Source organism: Mumia xiangluensis (assembly GCF_010994095.1).
Lineage (GTDB): Bacteria > Actinomycetota > Actinomycetes > Propionibacteriales > Nocardioidaceae > Mumia > Mumia xiangluensis.
In genome coordinates, this window is sequence record NZ_WJYO01000005.1 from 80,897 (window position 1) to 98,365 (window position 17,469).

Sequence of the window (17,469 nt, forward strand, 5' to 3'; positions counted from 1 at the left end):
TCGTAGGGTCGAGGGGTACGTCACCAGTTGGTGGCGCCCCTGGGGAGCTTCTTGCCCGGAGGCCGGTAGAGGTACGAGACTCCGCCGGTCGAGTCCTGCCAGACCTTCTCGAAGTTCTCACGGGTGTAGACGTTGCGGACCGCGTCGTTGCTGCTCGACGCAGGGTCGTTGAGGATCGGGTCGCCGTCGGCGGTGAAGCCGATGATGACCATGAGGTGGCCGTCGGTGTCGTACCCCGCCTCGGGCATCTCCTCGAGGTCCCACGACAGCGAGGTGATCACCGGGATGCCGGCCGCGACCAGCTTCTCGGCCTCGGCGAGCGAGCGGAGACGAGTGACGAACGTGTCGAGCCCGAACGTGTGCGCGTACGCGGCGTTGAAGGGCCAGTTGCCGGCACCTTCGTACGTGTAGTCCCACGTCTTGATTGCCGCGTAGTCGACCTGCGGGTCACCGTTGGGAGCGACGATGTCGCGCAGCTCGCGCTGCGGCACCTCGTACTTCTTGCCCCAGTAGTACTGCACCATCGTCGTGGACGTGGGGGAGCACCAGACCTGACCGCCGCCGCCGAACTCCGGGTACTCGCCCTTGTGGATGTTCTGCGAGAACCGGGGGACGGCGAGCTCGACGTGGCGGCCGAGGGTGAACTCGCTGGTGACGCCGTCGTCGCCGGAGAGCAGCTCGTTGGTCATCGTCGTGACGCCGTCGAGCCGCGGGCTCTTGCGGGTGCCCTCGGGCCGGAGGAGCGTCACGCGGGTCTGGTACGCGACCGGCTCGTGCCCGGTGCGTGCCGAGAAGGTGTCGGTCCAGATGTTCGCGTTGGCGTCGCCCTGTCCGTCGAGCGACGTGCGGTGGATGTCGCCGGCGGCGAAGTCGTCGCCCGAGGCCCAGCGGCCCATCACGTACCACTTCGTCCAGGTCCCGTCGGCGAGCTTGCCGCGGAACGTGGTCTCGACGAACGTGCCGGTCGGCGTGCGTGCGTTCCACGACGTGATCGACTCGTCGATGGCGTAGCCCGGCGTCACGACCGGCGACGTCCAGCGGCCGTACGTGTACGACTTCTCCGTCCCGTCGCCGAACGGATCGGTGTACGTGGTGGTGCGCTTCGACAGCGGACTGATCACCAGGCTCCCGTCGAGCGCCGGGACGACGCCCTCCCACGAGCCGTGCGCGAAGTCGAGCAGGTTGTCCCAGTGCTTCACGCTGATGGCGGGTCCGGGCGGAGCGACGTCCTCCGCGGCTGAGGCGGTCGAGACCGGGGATGAGGCGACCGCGACGATGGAAAGACTTGCGATACCTATCAAGATCTGACGGAACATGCTGCTCCTCGGGCTAGTGGCTGCGAAGATCCTCTCGCACGGCCAGCCTGTCAGGGAACAGCACGTCTCGCCCCTCGGGAACACTCGTCATTGTGTCGAGGGTTGGTCGGTGAGATGCGTTACCTATCTGTCTCAGGCAGGTTGCAGCCTCGCTGTCGTCAGGTCGCCCGGCGCGCCCGACGTGCCCGACGTGCCCGGCGCGCCCGACGTGCCCGACGTGCCGGGCGTGACCGGCCGGGTTCGCGGACGACGGGTGCTCCGCGACCGACGCTGCTGCCGCTCGTGCCGCTCGAGGGCGCCGATCGGGTCCCGGTACAACGGGCCCAGCGCGATCGCCGTCGCCGCCGCAGCCTGCACCTCCGCGCCGAAGCGCGACAGCGTGATGGGCACCGGCCCGAGCCCGGTCGTACGGCGGAACGCCTCCAGCACGACCGACGCGGCCGGCGGGTAGGCGGTGAACGCCTGCCCTGCCAGGACGACCCGGTTCGGGTCGAGGAGGTCGCGCACGACGCCGACGGCACGGCCGAGGTGGTCGGCTCGCTCGATGAGCAGGGCGTGGGCGTCGGCGTCGCCGGCGAGCGCCGCGGCGTGGACGAGCTCGACGTCGGGCCGCGAGACGATCCCGGCGGCGTGCGCCGCCGGGCCGATCGCCGCGACGGTGGCGCCGAGGCACCCGCGGGCGCCGCACGCGCACGGTGTGTCGGAGAGGGTCGGAAGGTGGGTGACGCTCCCCGTACGCCGCCCGCCGGACGGCACCACGCCGTCGTGGATGGTCGCCACCCCGACCGTCTCGCGTGCGTAGACGTAGGCGGTCGTGCCCTGCGCGTGGTCCGGCGAGGACAGCAGGTCGGCGGCGGCGACGGCGGCGACGTGGTCGGCGGTCGCGGTGGGAAGGTCTGTGACATCGCGAAGGGTGCGTCCGGCGGTGATGGGCGACCGGTCGATCGCCTCCCACGGGGCGACCACCGCGGCGGTCACGAGCCGTCGGTCGCCGATGCCCGCGTCCAGGCCAAGGAGTCGCCTGCCGGCGGCGACGACGAGCTCACGGTCGTCGCCGCGGGTCGGCAGGTGGGCGATCGCGAGGACCCGACCCCGCAGGTCGGACACCGCCACCGTGGTGACGAGCCGGCCGATGTGCACCGCTGCCGCGGACAGGCGCCGGTCGTCGACCTCGACCGGGATGGTCGGCCGTCCGACGTGTCCGGCGCGGGTGCAGTCGGGACGTTCCTGGAGCAGGCCGTGCTGGACCAGCGACGTGACCTGGCGGCCGATGGTCGCGGCGCTCAGTCCGGTGTGCTCGGCGATCTGGTCGCGAAAGGCCACGCCGTGGCGAAGCACCGTGCGGAGCACGATCCCGGCGGTCGAGCTGTCCTGCGCGAACGTGTTCACGAGCCCTCGTTTCGTCGTGTCGGCATCTGCAGCAAATAGATAAAGTCAAGTAACTAGGACGACATTAGCCGGTCAACCCGCGTCTTCGCTGCTTTCTCGCCCTCTGGGACGACGAGTCGGTTGAAGTCAGGCTGACCGCAAACCTTCGCTCCTGGCCCGCTCACCGTCACCGTGGTGTGAGGACGCCACCCGACCAGGAAGGCCGCACGTCATGACCTCGACCCTCAGCGACCCCGCGCCCGCGGACCCCGCGGTCGGGTCACGGAGCCCGCGACACGAGCGCATCGCGGTCCACCGGATCGGCGGACGCATCGGCGCACGCATCGAGGGAGTGCAGCTCTCGGGTGCCCTCGACGCGCAGACGGTCGCCGAGATCCGGACGGCGCTGCTGCGTCACAAGGTCGTGTTCTTCCGTGGTCAGGACCACCTCGACGACGAGCAGCAGATCGCGTTCGCCGGGCTGCTCGGCCCGCTCACCAGTGCACACCCGACCATCAGCACCGGCTCGTCCCGCGTGCTCACGATCAAGACCCGCAACGGCCAGGCCGCCAACTCGTGGCACACCGACGTGTCGTTCGTCGACAAGGTCCCGGCGATCAGCGTCCTCCGTGGTGTCGAGGTGACCGAGTACGGCGGCACGACCTCGTGGGCCAACACCGTCACCGCGTACGAGGCCCTGCCCGAGCCGCTGCGGGTGCTGGCCGACCGGCTGTGGGCGGTGCACAGCAACCTGTACGACTACGCGGCGATGAACGAGCTGGGTGACGCGGACCCGGACGACCCGGAGGTCGCCGAGTACCGCAAGCAGTTCGGCCGCATCCCGTTCGAGACCGAGCACCCGGTGGTGCGCGTCCACCCGGAGACCGGCGAGCGTGCACTGCTCCTCGGGCAGTTCTTCCAGAGGTTCGTCGGCCTTAACACCTATGAGTCCCACGAGATCTTCGAGCTCCTCCAGACCCGCATCACCAAGCTCGAGAACACGGTCCGCTGGACGTGGGCGCCGGGTGACGTCGCCATCTGGGACAACCGCGCCACGCAGCACTACGCCGTCGCCGACTTCGACGACCAGCCGCGCGAGGTACGGCGCGTGACCGTCGCCGGCGACGTGCCGGTGAGCATCGACGGCCGCACCAGCGTCGTACGCTCCGGGAGCTCGGCGGACTTCGTCGACATCGACTCGCTGATCAGCTGATCACGCATCGCTGATCGGTGGCCCGACGCGCGGGTGGAGGGCAGACGGCGGCCCTCCACCCGCGCAACCTTCAACCGAACGACAGGACGTGCTCGTAGTCGGCGAGCAGCCGCGCCCGCAGGACCGCCGCCCGCTCGGCGTGCGCGCGCTGCAGGCGGACGTACTCCGCCTTGCCGTCGGCCGTCTCGATCCGCACCGGCTCGTAGCCGAGCCCGCTCAGGTCGTACGGCGCCGCGCGCATGTCGAGCTCGCGGACGTCGCGCGCCAGCGCGAAGCAGTCGAGCAGCAGGTCGGAGTCGCCGTACGGAGCCAGCTTGCTCGCCCACTTGTAGAGGTCCATGTTGGCGTGCAGGCAGCCCGGCTGCTCGAGCGTCCGCTGGGTCGCACGCGTCGGGGTGAGCGAGTTCAGCGGTGCGGCGGGGGGAGTGAAGAACCGGTACGCGTCGATGTGCGTGCAGCGGAGCTGGTGCGCCTCGACCACCGCGTCCGTGCCGCCCGCGCCGAGCCGCAGCGGCCAGTCGTGCCGCACCTCGCCCGGCGGCTGCCGATAGACCATCGCCCACTCGTGCAGCCCGAAGCAGTCCGTACGAGCGGGTCGCGTGGCCGTCATCGTGAGGAGTCCACGGATCCACTCCATGCCCTCGCGGCGGCCGGCGAGACGGTTGAGATCGGCGCCGACACCCGCGGCGTACGTCGTGTACGCCCCCAGCGCCGCGTAGTCCGACGCGTCACCGCCGAGCAGCACCCCCGCGCCCGGGTGCCAGCGCGACAGACGCGCGGGTGAGTAGCCGTAGTACTCGAACAGGAAGTCGTCGACGGGATGCTTCTCGCCCCGCGCCCGTCGCTCGCGACGTCCGGCGACGAACGGCTCTGCGCGCTCGGAGTGGCGTACGGCGCGCTCGCGCCAGTCGTCCTCGTCGAGCGTCACCCACACTGGTCGCAGGTCCCGAAGAGCTCGAGGGTGTGCGCCATCTGCCGGAACCCGTGCTCGGCGCCGACCTGCTCGACCCACCGTTCGAGAGCCGGGCCCTGCACCTCGACCGTGCGACCGCACTCGCGGCACACCAGGTGGTGGTGATGGTTGTCGGTGATGCAGCGCCGGTAGAGGACCTCGCCCTCGTCGTTTCGCAGCTGGTCCACCTCCGCGGCGTCGGCCAGCGCCTGCAGGTTGCGGTAGACGGTCGACAGCCCCACCGACTCGCCGCGGTCGCGCAGCGCGTCGTGGATCTCCCGCGCGCTCGCGAAGCGGTCGAGGTCGTCCATCACAGCGGCGACGGCGCGCCGCTGGCGGGTCGTACGGATCGGGGTCTCGGTCATGCTGCCTCCTCCACCGGGTCGTTCGTGCTGGACAGGCGCCGTCGCGTCGATCGGACGAGGTGCCCGACCGGGGCGAGCGCCAGGAAGATCCCCAGCGCCACGATGACGATCGTCGGTCCGGGCTGGGTGTCGATCTCGTAGCTGCCGAGCACGCCGGCGAGCGCGGCGAACGTGCCGATACCCATCGCGAGGACGAACGTGCCTCGGAAGCTGCGGGTCAGCTGCTGCGCAGCGGCGACCGGGACGACCATCAACGCGGACACCAGCAGGAGGCCGACGGTCCGCATGGAGACGGTCACGGTCACGGCGGCGAGGACGGCGATGAGGATGCCGTACGCCTGGACCGGCACGCCGGAGACGCGGGCGTGCTCCTCGTCCTGGCACACCGCGAACAGCTGCGGCGACAGTCCCACGGACAGCAGCAGCACGACGGCGCCGAGCACCGCCACGATGACCAGGTCGCTTGGTGAGACGCTCAGGATCGAGCCGAACAGATAGCTGTTGAGCTGCGCGGCGGAGCCTCCCGCAAGGTTGACGAGCAGGACACCGCCCGCGATGCCGCCGTAGAACAGCAGCGCCAGCGCCACGTCACCGCTGGTGCGTCCATAGGTCCGCAGCAGCTCGATCGCGACCGCGCCGAGGATGCTGACGACGACCGCGGTCACCAGCGGCTGGGTGCCGGTGAGGAGACCGGCGGCGACCCCGGTCAGAGCGATGTGGCCGATGCCGTCGCCGAGGAGCGCGAGGCGGCGCTGCACCAGGTACGTGCCGATGGCGGGCGCGGTCAGACCGGTGACGATCGCGGCCACGAGTGCCCGCTGCATGAAGTCGTAGGTGAGGATGTCGTTCATGCGCCCCACGCCCCCGTCCCGTCGATCCCGACGTGCGGGCCTGGCTCGACCAGGTGCGGGTGATGCTGGTTGTGGGGTTCGGAGGCTGCCGCGAGGTCGCCGCCGGTGCACGGGCCGTCGTACGAGACCTTCCCGGAGCGCAGCACGACCGCCCGGTCGATCATCGGCTCGAACGGGCCGAGCTCGTGGGCGACCATGAAGATCGCGCGGCCCTCTCCGAGGAGCCGCCCGAACAGCTCCGCCAGCGCGACCTGACTGCGGGCATCGACCCCGGCCGTCGGCTCGTCGAGCACGAGCAGGTCTGGCCGCGACGCGAGCCCGCGAGCGAGCATCACGCGCTGCTGCTGTCCGCCCGAGAGCTCGGCCGCCGGCTGCGTGGCGTAATCCTCGAGGTCGACCAGCGCGATCGCCTCCGCCACGGCGCTCCGGTCATCCCGCGACGAGCGCCCCGCGTGCGGACGGCGGGACAGGCGGCCGCTCATGACCACCTCGCGCACGGTCGACGGGACGCCGGCGGCGGCCGTCGAGCGTTGCGGGACGTAGCCGATGCGCTGGCGGTCGCGGAACCGCCGCAGCGGTGTCCCGAACAGGCGCACCTGGCCGGCGGCGATCGGGATCACGCCCATCGCCGCCCGCATCAGCGTCGTCTTGCCGGAGCCGTTGCTCCCGAGCAGCACCACGAACTCCGACGGGTGGACCGCCAGCGAGACACCGCGCACGACCTCGCGCCCGCCGAGGGCGACGTGGACGTCGTCGACCACGAGCGGGTCGGCGCCGGTGGAGCGGGCGCTGGCTGATCGGGTGCTGGCTGAACGGGTCATGGGCAGTCGTTAGCCTTCTGGAGTGCGGCGAGGTTCTGGCGCATGAGCGTCAGGTAGGTCTCGTCGCTGGTGTCGTCGGTGAGGCCCTCGATGGGGGAGAGTACGGCAGTGGTCACGCCGGCCTCACGGGCGATCGTCTCTGCCGTGCGCGGGCTGCTGAGCTCCTCGGTGAACACGGTGGTGATGCCCTCGGTCTCCACAAGTCCCGTGATCTCGGCGAGCTGCTGGGTCGACGGCTCCGTGTTGGGGTCGATGCCGGCGATCGGGATCTGCTCGAGGTCGTAGGCGTCGGCGAGGTAGCCGAAGGCGGCGTGGCTCGTGACGAAGCTGCGGATGCGGCACTGGGCGAGGCCGGTGTCGAAATCCTTGTCGAGGGCGGTGAGCTCGGCGTCGAGGGCGTCGGCGTTCTTGCGGTACTCGGCGGCGTTGTCCGGGTCGAGAGTGGAGAGCCGGTCGGCGACGGCGTCGGAGACCATCAGCATGCGCTCGGGGTCGAGCCAGACGTGCGGATCGATCCCACCGTGGTCGTGCCCGTGGTCGTCCTCGCCCTCCTCGTGGTCGTGGTCGGCGTGCTCCTCGGTGTGGCCGTCGGCCGAGCTCTCGAGGAGCGGCACGACGTCGGCGAGGTCGAGGACCGCGTCGTCGGCGAGGTCGGACTGGTTGATCGCGTCGTCGACCTGCGGCTGGAAGCCGTCGAGCGTGACGACGAGGTCCGCGTCCACGATGGAGCCGAGCTGCTGTGCCGTCAGCTCGACGTCGTGGGGCTCGACGCCGGGCTGGGTGAGGTTGTCCACGCTCACCATGGTGCCCCCGATCTGCTCCGCGACGTACGCGAAGGGGTACGCGCCAGCGACGACGGAGAGGCGGTCGTCGGAGTCGCCCGAGCCGTCGGACCCGCACGCGACCAGGGTCAGGAGGAGCGGGGCGAGGGCGGCGGCAGCGAGCGTACGGCGCCGGTGCGAGACGGAGGAGGGCATGACGGCCACATTATTGCGTTTGAGAACCATTCTCAAACTCGGGTCGCGTGACGCCGCTCTCTCCGACCGATCAGCCGAGTACGGCGGTCAGGAACCGGCCCACGAGCAGCGCGACCAGGATCCCGACGACCAGCACGCGGATCCTGGCGAGGCCGGACGTCTGGTCGGGGGAGCGCTGCGCGAGCCACACCACGAACGCGACGAGGACCGCGAGTGCCGGGATGCCGATCCACGCCGGCGCCGCCAGGCCGGCGACGAGCAGCAGCGCCCCCAGGAGCGGGATCACCAGCCGCGCCCGACGCGACGCCTGCAGACGGTCGTACGAGTCGCTCATGGCCGTCATCCTGCCCTACGGATCTGCGGGCGACTAGGCTGCGCGCGTGCTCGTCATCACGCGATTCCGCGTCCCGCCCGCGGCGAACGACGACTTCACGGCCGACCTGCGAGCCGTCGTCGACGCACTCGCCGCACGCCCCGGCCTCGTCGACTCCTACGTCGGCCGCAACCTCGACGAGCCGACCCTGTGGACGCTCACCACCCGGTGGCAGAGCGTCGGCGCCTACCGGCGCGCACTCTCGGCGTACGACGTCAAGCTCGCCACTGCTCGCCCGTACGCCTTCGCGCTCGAGGAGCCGAGCGCGTACACGGACACGTTTGACGATGTGGTCGCCGACGATGTGGTCGACGACACGAACCCGTCCCCCGGCGCGCCGCGACGGGGGAATAGGTGAACCACGAGACGGATTGGCCGACGACATGAGCCTCAAGAGCATCGACCTCGGAGACGGGCTGCACGTCAGCCCGCAGGGATTCGGCGGCATGGCGCTGACCGCCGTCTACGGCGGCGCAGACCCCGACACCGCGCTCGCGACGCTGGAGCATGCGCTCGACCTCGGCGTCACCTTCGTCGACACCGCGGACGTGTACGGCAACGGCACCAACGAGGAGCTCATCGCCCGCCTCCTCGCGGGCCGGCGCGACGAGGTCCAGATCGCGACGAAGTTCGGCGTCTCCGGCAACATCCGCACCGGCGAGAAGGAGGTCCGCGGCGACGCCGCGTACGTCCGCGCCTGCATCGACGCCTCGTTGACGCGGCTCGGGACGGATGTCGTCGACCTCTACTACATGCACCGCATCGACACCCGCGTCGAGATCGAGGAGACCGTCGGCGCGATGGCCGAGCTGGTCGCCGCCGGCAAGGTGCGTCACCTCGGTCTGTCGGAGGTGACGGCCACCGAGCTGCGCCGTGCGCACGCCGTGCACCCGATCGCCGCGGTGCAGAGCGAGTGGTCGATCTGGAGCCGAGACGTGGAGGCGCATGTCGTCCCGACCGCTGCCGAGCTGGGAGTCGGCTTCGTCGCCTACTCACCGCTCGGGCGCGGGTTCCTCGCCGGAGCGGCGACGGCCGACCTGCCCGCCGGGGACATGCGGCACACCTTCCCGCGGTTCGACGCCGACAACCAGCAGGCCAACCAGGTCGTCGTCGACACCGTGCGCGCGGTCGCCGCCCGCCTCGACGTGACACCGGCTCAGGTCGCCCTGGCCTGGGTCTACGAGCAGGGTCGCCGCGCGGGTCTGCCGGTCGTTCCCATCCCGGGGACGCGCCGCGCCCAGCGGGTCGACGAGAACGTCGCGGCTCTCGCCGTCTCGCTGGACGCCGAGGCCCTGGCGGCGCTGGACGCGGTCTCCGACGCCGTGGCGGGCGCGCGGTCCGCGGACCCGACCTGGGTGTCCTCGGGACGCGAGTAGGCGAGGGGCTGCCTCGACCAACGGCTGCGGTCAGGCGCACGCGGCCCTCGGGTAGCCTGGACCCGCCAACTCGGGCGCGGACGCCACGGCGTCCGCTGATGCCCGCCGACACCCAGCCGGAAACGGAGCACTCCTGTGCCTGCCTCTGCGATCGACAACGTCGTCAGCCTCTCCAAGCGCCGCGGGTTCGTGTTCCCGTCCGGCGAGATCTACGGAGGCACGCGCTCCGCGTGGGACTACGGTCCGCTGGGCGTCGAGCTCAAGGAGAACATCAAGCGTCAGTGGTGGCGCTCGATGGTGCAGAGCCGTGACGACATCGTCGGCCTCGACTCGTCGGTGATCCTGCCGCGCGCGGTCTGGGAGGCGTCCGGCCACGTCGACGTGTTCACCGACCCGCTGATCGAGTGCCAGCACTGCCACAAGCGGTTCCGTGAGGACCACCTCCAGGAGGCGTACGCCGAGAAGAAGGGCCTCGACAACCCCGACGACGTCCCGATGACCGACGTCGCGTGCCCGAACTGCGGCACCCGGGGCCAGTGGACCGAGCCGCGCCAGTTCTCCGGCCTGCTCAAGACGTTCCTCGGCCCGGTCGACTCTGAGGAGGGCATGCACTACCTCCGTCCGGAGACCGCGCAGGGCATCTTCGTGAACTTCGCTCTCGTGATGGCTGCCGCGCGCAAGAAGCCGCCGTTCGGCATCGCGCAGATGGGCAAGTCGTTCCGCAACGAGATCACGCCCGGCAACTTCATCTTCCGGACGCGCGAGTTCGAGCAGATGGAGATGGAGTTCTTCGTCAAGCCCGGCTCGGACGAGGAGTGGCACCAGTACTGGATCGACGAGCGCATGTCCTGGTACACGAAGCTCGGCGTCTCCGCCGACAACCTGCGCCTCTACGAGCACCCGGCCGAGAAGCTCTCCCACTACTCCAAGCGCACCGTCGACATCGAGTACCGGTTCCGCTTCGCCGGCTCCGAGTGGGGCGAGCTCGAGGGCATCGCGAACCGCACCGACTTCGACCTCGGCACGCACTCGAAGCACTCGGGCAACGATCTCTCGTACTTCGACCAGGAGCTCGGCGAGCGCTGGACCCCGTACGTCATCGAGCCCGCAGCCGGCGTGAACCGGTCGATGATGGCGTTCCTCGTCGATGCCTACCGTGAGGACGAGGCGCCCAACGCCAAGGGCGGCGTCGACAAGCGCACCCTGCTGGCGCTCGACCCGCGCCTGTCGCCGGTCAAGGCCGCGGTGCTGCCGCTGTCGCGCAACGAGCGGCTGAGCCCGGCGGCACGGGACCTCGCCGCGGAGCTGCGCCAGAGCTGGAGCGTCGACTTCGACGACGCCGGCGCGATCGGCCGTCGCTACCGCCGTCAGGACGAGATCGGCACACCGTTCTGCATCACGGTCGACTTCGACACCCTTGACGACAACGCGGTGACGATCCGCGAGCGCGACACGATGGCGCAGGAGCGGGTCTCACTGGACCAGGTCCCCGCCTACCTCGCTGCGCGCCTGATCGGCGCATGACCCGCAGTCGAGCGGCAGTCACGGCACCTCGTACGCCCTGGCGGGCGGCGGCGGTCGCGGTGACCGTCGCGGCGGGCCTGGTGCTCGCCGGGTGCAGCGGCGACGACGAACCCGAGGCGAAGACGACGGCCGAGGCGACCTCGGCGGTGGAGCTCCCGGAGGGCGTGACGCTGACCGAGGCCGGCTCGGAGATCGCGATGGGGCAGCCGGCGACCGTCGGATACCCGGTCGGCGAGGCGGCGAGCGCCATCACGGTCACGGTCACGTCGGTGAAGCCCGGCCGGATCTCGGACCTGTCGGGCTACGTGCTCGACAAGGCCTCGGCTGCATCCACGCCGTACTACGCCACCGTGTCGGTCCGCAACGACGGTCCCGACCCGCTCGGCGGGGCCGCGGTTCCGGTCTTCGGGTTCGACTCGACTCCTGCGTTCTTCCCTCCGACGACGTTCGCCGGCGAGAAGTACGCGAAGTGCCCGGGCGGTGCCCTGCCCAAGTCCTTCGCGGCGGGGGCGACCTGGCAGGGGTGCTTCGTCCTCCTCGTCCCGCAGGGCGCGAAGCTCACGTCGGTCCAGGTGCGGACCTCCGATCTCGCGACGCCGGTGTCCTGGCCCGTCGCGTGACCCGCGGGCCGGGGGCCGATCCGCGCTGGCATGCTTAGGGCATGCGCGAGGTGATGCAGTCCACGAAGCTGTCCGACGTCCTGTACGACATCAGGGGCCCGGTGCTGGACGAGGCCAAGCGTCTCGAGGACGAGGGCCACCGCATCCTCAAGCTCAACATCGGCAACCCGGCACCGTTCGGCTTCGACGCGCCCGACGAGATCCTCGTCGACATCATCGCGAACCTCCACCAGGCCCAGGGATACAGCGACTCCAAGGGCCTGATGCCGGCCCGTCGCGCCATCGTGCAGCACTACGAGGAGCGGATCCCCGGCGTCGACGTCGAGGACGTCTACATCGGCAACGGTGTCTCGGAGCTCATCGTGATGGCGATGCAGGCGCTGCTCGACGACGGCGACGAGGTTCTCGTGCCGATGCCGGACTACCCGCTGTGGACAGCGGCGGTCAGCCTCGCTGGAGGGACGGCCGTCCACTACCGGTGCGACGAGGCGTCCGACTGGAACCCCGACATCGACGACCTCCGGGCGAAGGTCACCGACCGCACCAAGGCCGTCGTCGTGATCAACCCGAACAACCCGACCGGCGCCGTCTACGCTCCGGAGGTCCTGGAGCAGATCGCGCAGCTCGCCCGCGAGCGCGAGCTGATCGTCTACGCCGACGAGATCTACGACAAGATCCTGTACGACGACGCGCAGCACACCCTGATGGCGTCGGTCGCCGACGACGTCCTGTGCGTGACCTTCAACGGTCTCTCCAAGGCGTACCGTGTGGCGGGATTCCGCAGCGGATGGATGATGCTGACGGGCCCGAAGCACCACGCGCACAGCTACATCGAGGGCCTCAACATGCTCGCGAACATGCGGCTGTGCCCCAACGTGCCGTCGCAGTACGCGATCGCGACCGCCCTCGGCGGACGCCAGTCGATCAACGACCTGATCCTGCCCGGCGGTCGCCTGCTCGAGCAGCGCGACCGGGCGTACGAGCTGCTGACGGCGATCCCCGGCGTCAGCGTGGTCAAGCCGAAGGGGGCGCTCTACATGTTCCCGCGGCTCGATCCTGAGGTGTACCCGATCGCCGACGACGAGAAGTTCGCCTACGAGCTGCTGCGCGAGCAGAAGCTGCTCGTCGTGCAGGGGACCGGGTTCAACTGGCCGACGCCGGACCACTTCCGGCTCGTCACGCTGCCCCGGGTGGAGGATCTCGAGGACGCCATCGGCCGGATCGCGCACTTCCTGGAGACGTACGCCGCCTGAGGCCGCCCGCCCCGTCCCCGATTCGTGGGATTTGGCAAGGAATTGCGGCCCTGATTCCTTGCGCAGTCCCACAGATCGGGGACGGGACGGCGCTTGCTCGTGCCTGAGAGAATGGACGCCATGCTCACCGCTCCCGCACGACCGCTGCGCCTCGGCAGCCTCGAGGTCGCGACGCCGGTCGTGCTCGCGCCGATGGCGGGGGTCACCAACGCGGCGTTCCGGCAGCTCTGCGCCGAGCAGGGTGCGGGCCTGTACGTCTGCGAGATGATCACGTCCCGCGGCATCGTCGAGGGCGACCCCATCAGCCTGCGGATGCTGAGCTTCGCCGAGGCCGAGACAGTGCGGTCGGTGCAGCTGTACGGCATCGATCCCGTCTACATCGGCAAGGCCGTCCGGATCCTGTGCGACGAGTACGGCGTCGGCCACGTCGACCTGAACTTCGGCTGCCCGGTACCCAAGATCACCCGCAAGGGCGGGGGTGCGGCGCTGCCGTGGAAGGCGACGCTGCTCGGCGAGATCCTGACCGAGGCCGTCAGCGCCGCGAAGCCGTACGACGTCCCGGTGACGATGAAGACCCGCAAGGGCATCGACGACGACCACCTGACCTACCTCGACGCGGGCCGCATCGCGCAGGACGCCGGGTGTGCCGCGATCGCGCTGCACGGGCGTACGGCGGCCCAGCACTACTCGGGCACCGCTGACTGGGACTCGATCGCGACCCTGAAGCAGGCCGTCGACATCCCGGTCCTCGGCAACGGCGACATCTGGGAGGCGTCCGACGCGATCGCCATGGTCGAGAAGACCGGCGTCGACGGCGTCGTCGTCGGGCGAGGCTGCCTCGGTCGGCCGTGGCTCTTCCGGGACCTGGCGGCAGCGTTCGCCGGCGACGACGCGATCGCGCTCCCGACGCTCGGCGAGGTCGCCGGGTGGATGCGCCGGCACGTCGAGCTGCTGGCCGCGGACATGGGTGAGGAGCGCGGCTGCATCGAGTTCCGCAAGCACGTCGCCTGGTACCTCAAGGGCTTCCGCGCCGGAGGTCGCATGCGGCACGCCCTCGCCACGATCAGCTCGCTCGCCGACCTCGACACGCTGCTCGCCGACCTGGACCACGACGAGCCGTACCCGGTCGGCGAGCTCGGCACCCCCCGCGGGCGGCAGGGGAGCCCGAAGCGCGTCGCGCTGCCCGACGGCTGGCTGTCGTCGCGCGAGGTCACCCGCATCGACCCGGCCGCCGAGGACGCTACATCCGGAGGCTGAGCCCGCCTGCATCGGGGACGGAACCCACCGGGACGCCTGCCTTGACGACGGTCCGCGGGCGCGACCGGTCCCAGAGCACCTCGACGTCGTCGATCGGGTCGGCGGCCAGCACGATGAGGTCGGCGGGAGTCCCGACCGCGAGACGACCGAGCTCCGGACGCCCGAACAGCGCCGCGTTGACGGTCGTGATCGAGCAGAGCAGCTCCGCAGGGGTCTGCACCTCGGCCTGGAGCTGCAGCCCGCGCAGCTGGTCGTCCTCGAGGTCACCCATCAGATCGCTGCCGAACCCGACCGGGACGCCCGCGGCGGTTGCCAGAGCGATCGCCTGCCGTCCCGAGTCGAGAACCTCGGCGTTCTTGGCACGTCCTGTCGCCGACAGCCCGACCTCGTCGGCGCGGCGCGCCATGGAGTCGTACGTGACGAGCGTGGGCACGAGGTAGGCACCGTGCTCGGCCATCGCCTGCGCCGCGGCGTCGTCGATGAGGTTGCCGTGCTCGATCGAACGGACACCGTGGGTCACCGAGTGGATGACGGCCTCGCTCGAGTAGGCGTGCGCGGCGACGTAGCTGCCACGCCGCGTCGCCTCGTCGACGACGGCGGCGACCTCCTCGGCGGAGTACTGCGGGATGCGGATCGGGTCGACCGGCGACACGACTCCGCCCGACGTCATGATCTTGATGACGTGGGCTCCCTGCTGGAAGCGGCGACGCACAGCGCGGCGGAGATCGTCGACGCCGTCCACGATCTCGTTCATGTGTCCCTCGTGGAAGCACACGTCCAGGTCCGCGGGACGGGGATCACCGTGGCCGCCGGTCTGGCTGAGGGCGGGCCCGCTGTAGAGGTAGCGCGGTGCCGGCACCAGCTGCTGGTCGAGCGCCTGAGCGAGCCCGGCGTCGCCGCCGGCCACGTCGCGGACCGTGGTGAACCCACGGGCGAGACAGGCGCCCAGGCGCCTCGTCGCGTTGATGGCGACGAAGCTCATCGCGCGGCGCTCGAGCTCGAGGCCGCCCATGCAGGTGCTGTACGCGTGGAAGTGCGCGTCGAGGAATCCTGGTACGACGGTGCCGCCGCCGCAGTCGAGCACCGGCGCGTCGGTGGGACCGACGTCGCCGATCTCGCTGATCATGCCGTCCTCGACCAGGAGGTCGCCCTCGACGACGGTGCCGCCCTCGGGGTCACGGAAGCGCCCGTCGCGCAGGACGAGAGAGGTGCTCCGGTCGTACGCCATCCCTGCATCGTACGGGGCCACGTCCCGAGGACGAGGCAGCGGCGAGCGGAGCGGTCAGCCTTCGCCGAGCGCCTCTCGTGCCTGCCGTGCCAGGGCCAGCTGCGTGGTCGCGAGACCGCGTACGTCCGTCGCGTCGAGCGAGCGCGCGTGTGCTGCGACCGGCCCGTCCGGCGTGTGGACCTCGATGTCGGCGACCCCACGCAGGCGCTGCAGCGGACCCTGCTTGATCGCCACGGACTGCGTCTTCGCGTGCGGGAGCACATCGGTGCGGTGCATGATCCAGCCCGACTCGGCGACGAACCCGTGGGCGTCCGAGCCCGCGGCGCGGAAACGCCACCCGACCGGCGCGAACAGCCACGACCTTCCTGGTGCGCGCACGCGAGGGACGCGAGCGTGGTCGACGTCGGCGAACAGCTCGCCGATCACCATCCGGACCTCGCCCGGCGTCGCGACCGGGACGAGCGTCGCACTGCCCGAGTCGTCGGAGTCGTTGGACCCGCCGGCGACGGTGACCTCGGCGCGCTCGAGCCGAAGCGGCCGCCACAACGCGGCCTGTCGGACGACGACCGCCTGCACCCGGTCGTACGGGACGGTCTGCGAGATCCGCGACAGCAGCCCGCGCGTGACGTGCAGGCCGGTGGGTGCCCGCCGCAGCGTGAAGTCCCACTGGGCGATGACCCTCGACATGATCACCTGGCCGGCCCACAGGAGCAGCGGCACCACGCCGAACACGATCACGCCCGGGAACACGACACCTCCGACGACCAGCGCCGTCAGGAATGCGGCCGGGACGAGGAACTCCGCCGACGCGACCGTGGAGACCACCAGCCGGGTCGGGGGCACGACGAGGATCGGCGGCGTCTGGTCGAGGTGCCAGGCTCCCGGCACCGGCACCGGCACCGGCGCGGCGCCGGCCTCGGTCGGGTCGGCCGCCACGGGGCCACTCCCTGCGGGGGGCGCGGCGAACTCCCGCACCGCCTGGGACCCCGCCTCGTACGCGCGTTGGAGCAGGATCGCGCGCAGGCGGTCGGCCTCGCTGTGGCGGAGGTACTGGAGGGAGACCCGTGAGTCGTCGCCGCCGGCCAGCTCGATGCGCAGCTCGCAGAGGCGGAAGACGCGGGCGGCGAACGGCTCGGCGATGTCGACGGACTGGATCCGCTCGTACGGCGCTCGCCGCGACGTGCGCGTCAGGATGCCGCGTTCGATGCGGATCTCGCGTCCGTCGATGAAGTAGCGGGTGAACCGCCACGAGAGGTAGCCGAACGCGACACCGAGGAGCGCAGCCGCACCGACGATCGCCAGGCCGATCCACAGCATCGACAGCAGACTGCGGCTCTCGCCGCCCTCGACGACGTCGCGCCCGAACGCGACCAGGCCGGCAGCGACCCAGATCCACACCCGGACGAGCGCGCTCGCCGGGTGCGTCCGCTCGCCGACCGCCTCCGGGGCGCCCGAGGACGGGAGCGGTGCCTGCTCAGATCCCGGAGCCACGAGTCTTCCCGAGCTCGGTGAGGCGGTCGCGCAGACGGGTGGCCTCGTCGGCCGGGACCCCGGGGATGACGGCCGAGGTCTGCGAGCTGGCGGTGTGCAGCGAGACGGTGGCGATGCCGTACGACCGCTCGAGCGGCCCTGCGGCCACGTCGACGTACTGGACACGTCCGTACGGGACCGCGACGATCTGCCGCCACGCGACGCCGTGGCGGATCCACAGGTCCTCGGCGTTCTCGGCGTAGCCCCACGCCGCCTGGTTGCGTGCGGACCACAGCCAGCCCCAGACGATCACGACGGTGGCGGCGAACACGATCAGCGCCACCAGCCACCACCACTGGAGGACGAGAGCGACCACGGCGGCGACGACGATCGCGATGACGAGCGTCCAGACGACGAACAGCAGCCGGTGCAGCGTACGGAGCTTGGTCGAGACCGGGTGCCAGGACTCGGCGGGTGGTGCGAAGAGGGGGTCCACAGGTCCGAC

18 protein-coding genes are annotated in these 17,469 nt (G+C 70.9%); 7 read left to right on the forward strand and 11 right to left on the reverse strand.

All coding sequences use genetic code 11. From position 1 onward, the window contains the following. Positions 1-20: 20 nt before the first annotated feature. Together GH747_RS15825 and GH747_RS15830 are read right to left on the reverse strand one after the other, a co-directional pair. A complete protein-coding gene (locus GH747_RS15825; RefSeq protein WP_149770593.1) occupies positions 21-1,316 on the reverse strand; it encodes a C39 family peptidase in 1,296 nt (431 codons plus the stop codon). 132 nt (positions 1,317-1,448) lie between these two features. Next, positions 1,449-2,705: an ROK family transcriptional regulator gene (locus tag GH747_RS15830; RefSeq protein ID WP_149770594.1), complete on the reverse strand. Its 1,257-nt coding sequence runs from the start codon at positions 2,703-2,705 to the stop codon at positions 1,449-1,451. Between the two features lie 211 nt (positions 2,706-2,916). Between GH747_RS15830 and GH747_RS15835 the strand changes: the two genes are divergently transcribed. Next, complete coding sequence (locus GH747_RS15835; RefSeq protein ID WP_149770595.1) at positions 2,917-3,897, forward strand: TauD/TfdA dioxygenase family protein; 981 nt, start codon at positions 2,917-2,919, stop codon at positions 3,895-3,897. 70 nt (positions 3,898-3,967) lie between these two features. On the opposite strand, the gene GH747_RS15840 is transcribed toward GH747_RS15835, so the two are convergent. The 6 genes from GH747_RS15840 to GH747_RS15865 all read right to left on the reverse strand — a co-directional run bounded on the left by GH747_RS15840 (position 3,968) and on the right by GH747_RS15865 (position 8,197). Beyond that, a complete protein-coding gene (locus GH747_RS15840; protein WP_205602981.1) occupies positions 3,968-4,825 on the reverse strand; it encodes a 3-methyladenine DNA glycosylase in 858 nt (285 codons plus the stop codon). Further along, positions 4,822-5,214, reverse strand: coding sequence for a Fur family transcriptional regulator (locus tag GH747_RS15845; protein ID WP_149770596.1), 393 nt, complete (start codon positions 5,212-5,214; stop codon positions 4,822-4,824). The genes GH747_RS15840 and GH747_RS15845 overlap by 4 nt, the downstream gene beginning before the upstream one ends. Next, a complete protein-coding gene (locus tag GH747_RS15850; RefSeq protein ID WP_149770597.1) occupies positions 5,211-6,065 on the reverse strand; it encodes a metal ABC transporter permease in 855 nt (284 codons plus the stop codon). Before GH747_RS15850 ends, GH747_RS15845 begins: the two co-directional genes overlap by 4 nt. Next, positions 6,062-6,886, reverse strand: a complete 825-nt coding sequence (locus tag GH747_RS15855) for a metal ABC transporter ATP-binding protein (protein ID WP_149770598.1) — start codon at positions 6,884-6,886, stop codon at positions 6,062-6,064. The genes GH747_RS15850 and GH747_RS15855 overlap by 4 nt, the downstream gene beginning before the upstream one ends. Then, positions 6,883-7,863, reverse strand: a complete 981-nt coding sequence (locus tag GH747_RS15860) for a metal ABC transporter substrate-binding protein (RefSeq protein WP_149770599.1) — start codon at positions 7,861-7,863, stop codon at positions 6,883-6,885. The genes GH747_RS15855 and GH747_RS15860 overlap by 4 nt, the downstream gene beginning before the upstream one ends. A 70-nt stretch (positions 7,864-7,933) precedes the next feature. Beyond that, on the reverse strand, positions 7,934-8,197 hold the full coding sequence (locus GH747_RS15865; RefSeq protein ID WP_149770600.1) for a DUF6703 family protein: 264 nt from the start codon (positions 8,195-8,197) through the stop codon (positions 7,934-7,936). A 46-nt stretch (positions 8,198-8,243) separates the two neighbouring features. Between GH747_RS15865 and GH747_RS15870 the strand changes: the two genes are divergently transcribed. From GH747_RS15870 to dusB, 6 genes are all read left to right on the forward strand, one after another. Further along, entirely contained in the window at positions 8,244-8,594 is a 351-nt protein-coding gene (locus GH747_RS15870) for an antibiotic biosynthesis monooxygenase family protein (RefSeq protein WP_149770601.1), read from the forward strand. A gap of 25 nt (positions 8,595-8,619) precedes the next feature. Further along, positions 8,620-9,612 carry an aldo/keto reductase gene (locus tag GH747_RS15875; RefSeq protein WP_149770602.1) on the forward strand — a complete coding sequence of 331 codons (993 nt, stop codon included), beginning with the start codon at positions 8,620-8,622 and terminating at the stop codon, positions 9,610-9,612. Positions 9,613-9,747: 135 nt separating this feature from the next. Next, entirely contained in the window at positions 9,748-11,136 is a 1,389-nt protein-coding gene (locus GH747_RS15880; protein ID WP_149770603.1) for a glycine--tRNA ligase, read from the forward strand. Continuing rightward, positions 11,133-11,756: a hypothetical protein gene (locus GH747_RS15885; RefSeq protein ID WP_149770604.1), complete on the forward strand. Its 624-nt coding sequence runs from the start codon at positions 11,133-11,135 to the stop codon at positions 11,754-11,756. Before GH747_RS15880 ends, GH747_RS15885 begins: the two co-directional genes overlap by 4 nt. Positions 11,757-11,797: 41 nt before the next feature. Next, on the forward strand, positions 11,798-13,009 hold the full coding sequence (locus GH747_RS15890; RefSeq protein ID WP_149770605.1) for a pyridoxal phosphate-dependent aminotransferase: 1,212 nt from the start codon (positions 11,798-11,800) through the stop codon (positions 13,007-13,009). Between the two features lie 120 nt (positions 13,010-13,129). Beyond that, entirely contained in the window at positions 13,130-14,266 is a 1,137-nt protein-coding gene (dusB, locus tag GH747_RS15895; RefSeq protein ID WP_149770606.1) for a tRNA dihydrouridine synthase DusB, read from the forward strand. On the opposite strand, the gene GH747_RS15900 is transcribed toward dusB, so the two are convergent. The 3 genes from GH747_RS15900 to GH747_RS15910 are packed head-to-tail and all read right to left on the reverse strand — an operon-like array spanning position 14,250 to position 17,460. Further along, the gene (locus GH747_RS15900; protein WP_149770607.1) at positions 14,250-15,494 is read right to left on the reverse strand and encodes a metal-dependent hydrolase family protein; all 1,245 of its coding nucleotides are present in this window, start codon (positions 15,492-15,494) and stop codon (positions 14,250-14,252) included. The two genes, dusB and GH747_RS15900, sit on opposite strands and share 17 nt — an antisense overlap. 54 nt (positions 15,495-15,548) lie before the next feature. Further along, positions 15,549-16,985, reverse strand: a complete 1,437-nt coding sequence (locus GH747_RS15905) for a PH domain-containing protein (RefSeq protein WP_149770608.1) — start codon at positions 16,983-16,985, stop codon at positions 15,549-15,551. Beyond that, entirely contained in the window at positions 16,969-17,460 is a 492-nt protein-coding gene (locus tag GH747_RS15910) for a PH domain-containing protein (RefSeq protein ID WP_149770609.1), read from the reverse strand. Before GH747_RS15910 ends, GH747_RS15905 begins: the two co-directional genes overlap by 17 nt. Positions 17,461-17,469: the final 9 nt, after the last annotated feature.

Excerpts from the sequence above, each read along its gene's own strand:
- GH747_RS15825 (WP_149770593.1), bottom strand. The coding sequence starts at position 1,316 with ATGTTCCGTCAGATCTTGATAGGTATCGCAAGTCTTTCCATCGTCGCG.
- GH747_RS15835 (WP_149770595.1), top strand. The coding sequence starts at position 2,917 with ATGACCTCGACCCTCAGCGACCCCGCGCCCGCGGACCCCGCGGTCGGG.
- GH747_RS15845 (WP_149770596.1), bottom strand. The coding sequence starts at position 5,214 with ATGACCGAGACCCCGATCCGTACGACCCGCCAGCGGCGCGCCGTCGCC.
- GH747_RS15850 (WP_149770597.1), bottom strand. The coding sequence starts at position 6,065 with ATGAACGACATCCTCACCTACGACTTCATGCAGCGGGCACTCGTGGCC.
- GH747_RS15855 (WP_149770598.1), bottom strand. The coding sequence starts at position 6,886 with ATGACCCGTTCAGCCAGCACCCGATCAGCCAGCGCCCGCTCCACCGGC.
- GH747_RS15860 (WP_149770599.1), bottom strand. The coding sequence starts at position 7,863 with ATGCCCTCCTCCGTCTCGCACCGGCGCCGTACGCTCGCTGCCGCCGCC.
- GH747_RS15865 (WP_149770600.1), bottom strand. The coding sequence starts at position 8,197 with ATGAGCGACTCGTACGACCGTCTGCAGGCGTCGCGTCGGGCGCGGCTG.
- GH747_RS15875 (WP_149770602.1), top strand. The coding sequence starts at position 8,620 with ATGAGCCTCAAGAGCATCGACCTCGGAGACGGGCTGCACGTCAGCCCG.
- GH747_RS15885 (WP_149770604.1), top strand. The coding sequence starts at position 11,133 with ATGACCCGCAGTCGAGCGGCAGTCACGGCACCTCGTACGCCCTGGCGG.
- GH747_RS15890 (WP_149770605.1), top strand. The coding sequence starts at position 11,798 with ATGCGCGAGGTGATGCAGTCCACGAAGCTGTCCGACGTCCTGTACGAC.
- dusB (WP_149770606.1), top strand. The coding sequence starts at position 13,130 with ATGCTCACCGCTCCCGCACGACCGCTGCGCCTCGGCAGCCTCGAGGTC.
- GH747_RS15900 (WP_149770607.1), bottom strand. The coding sequence starts at position 15,494 with ATGGCGTACGACCGGAGCACCTCTCTCGTCCTGCGCGACGGGCGCTTC.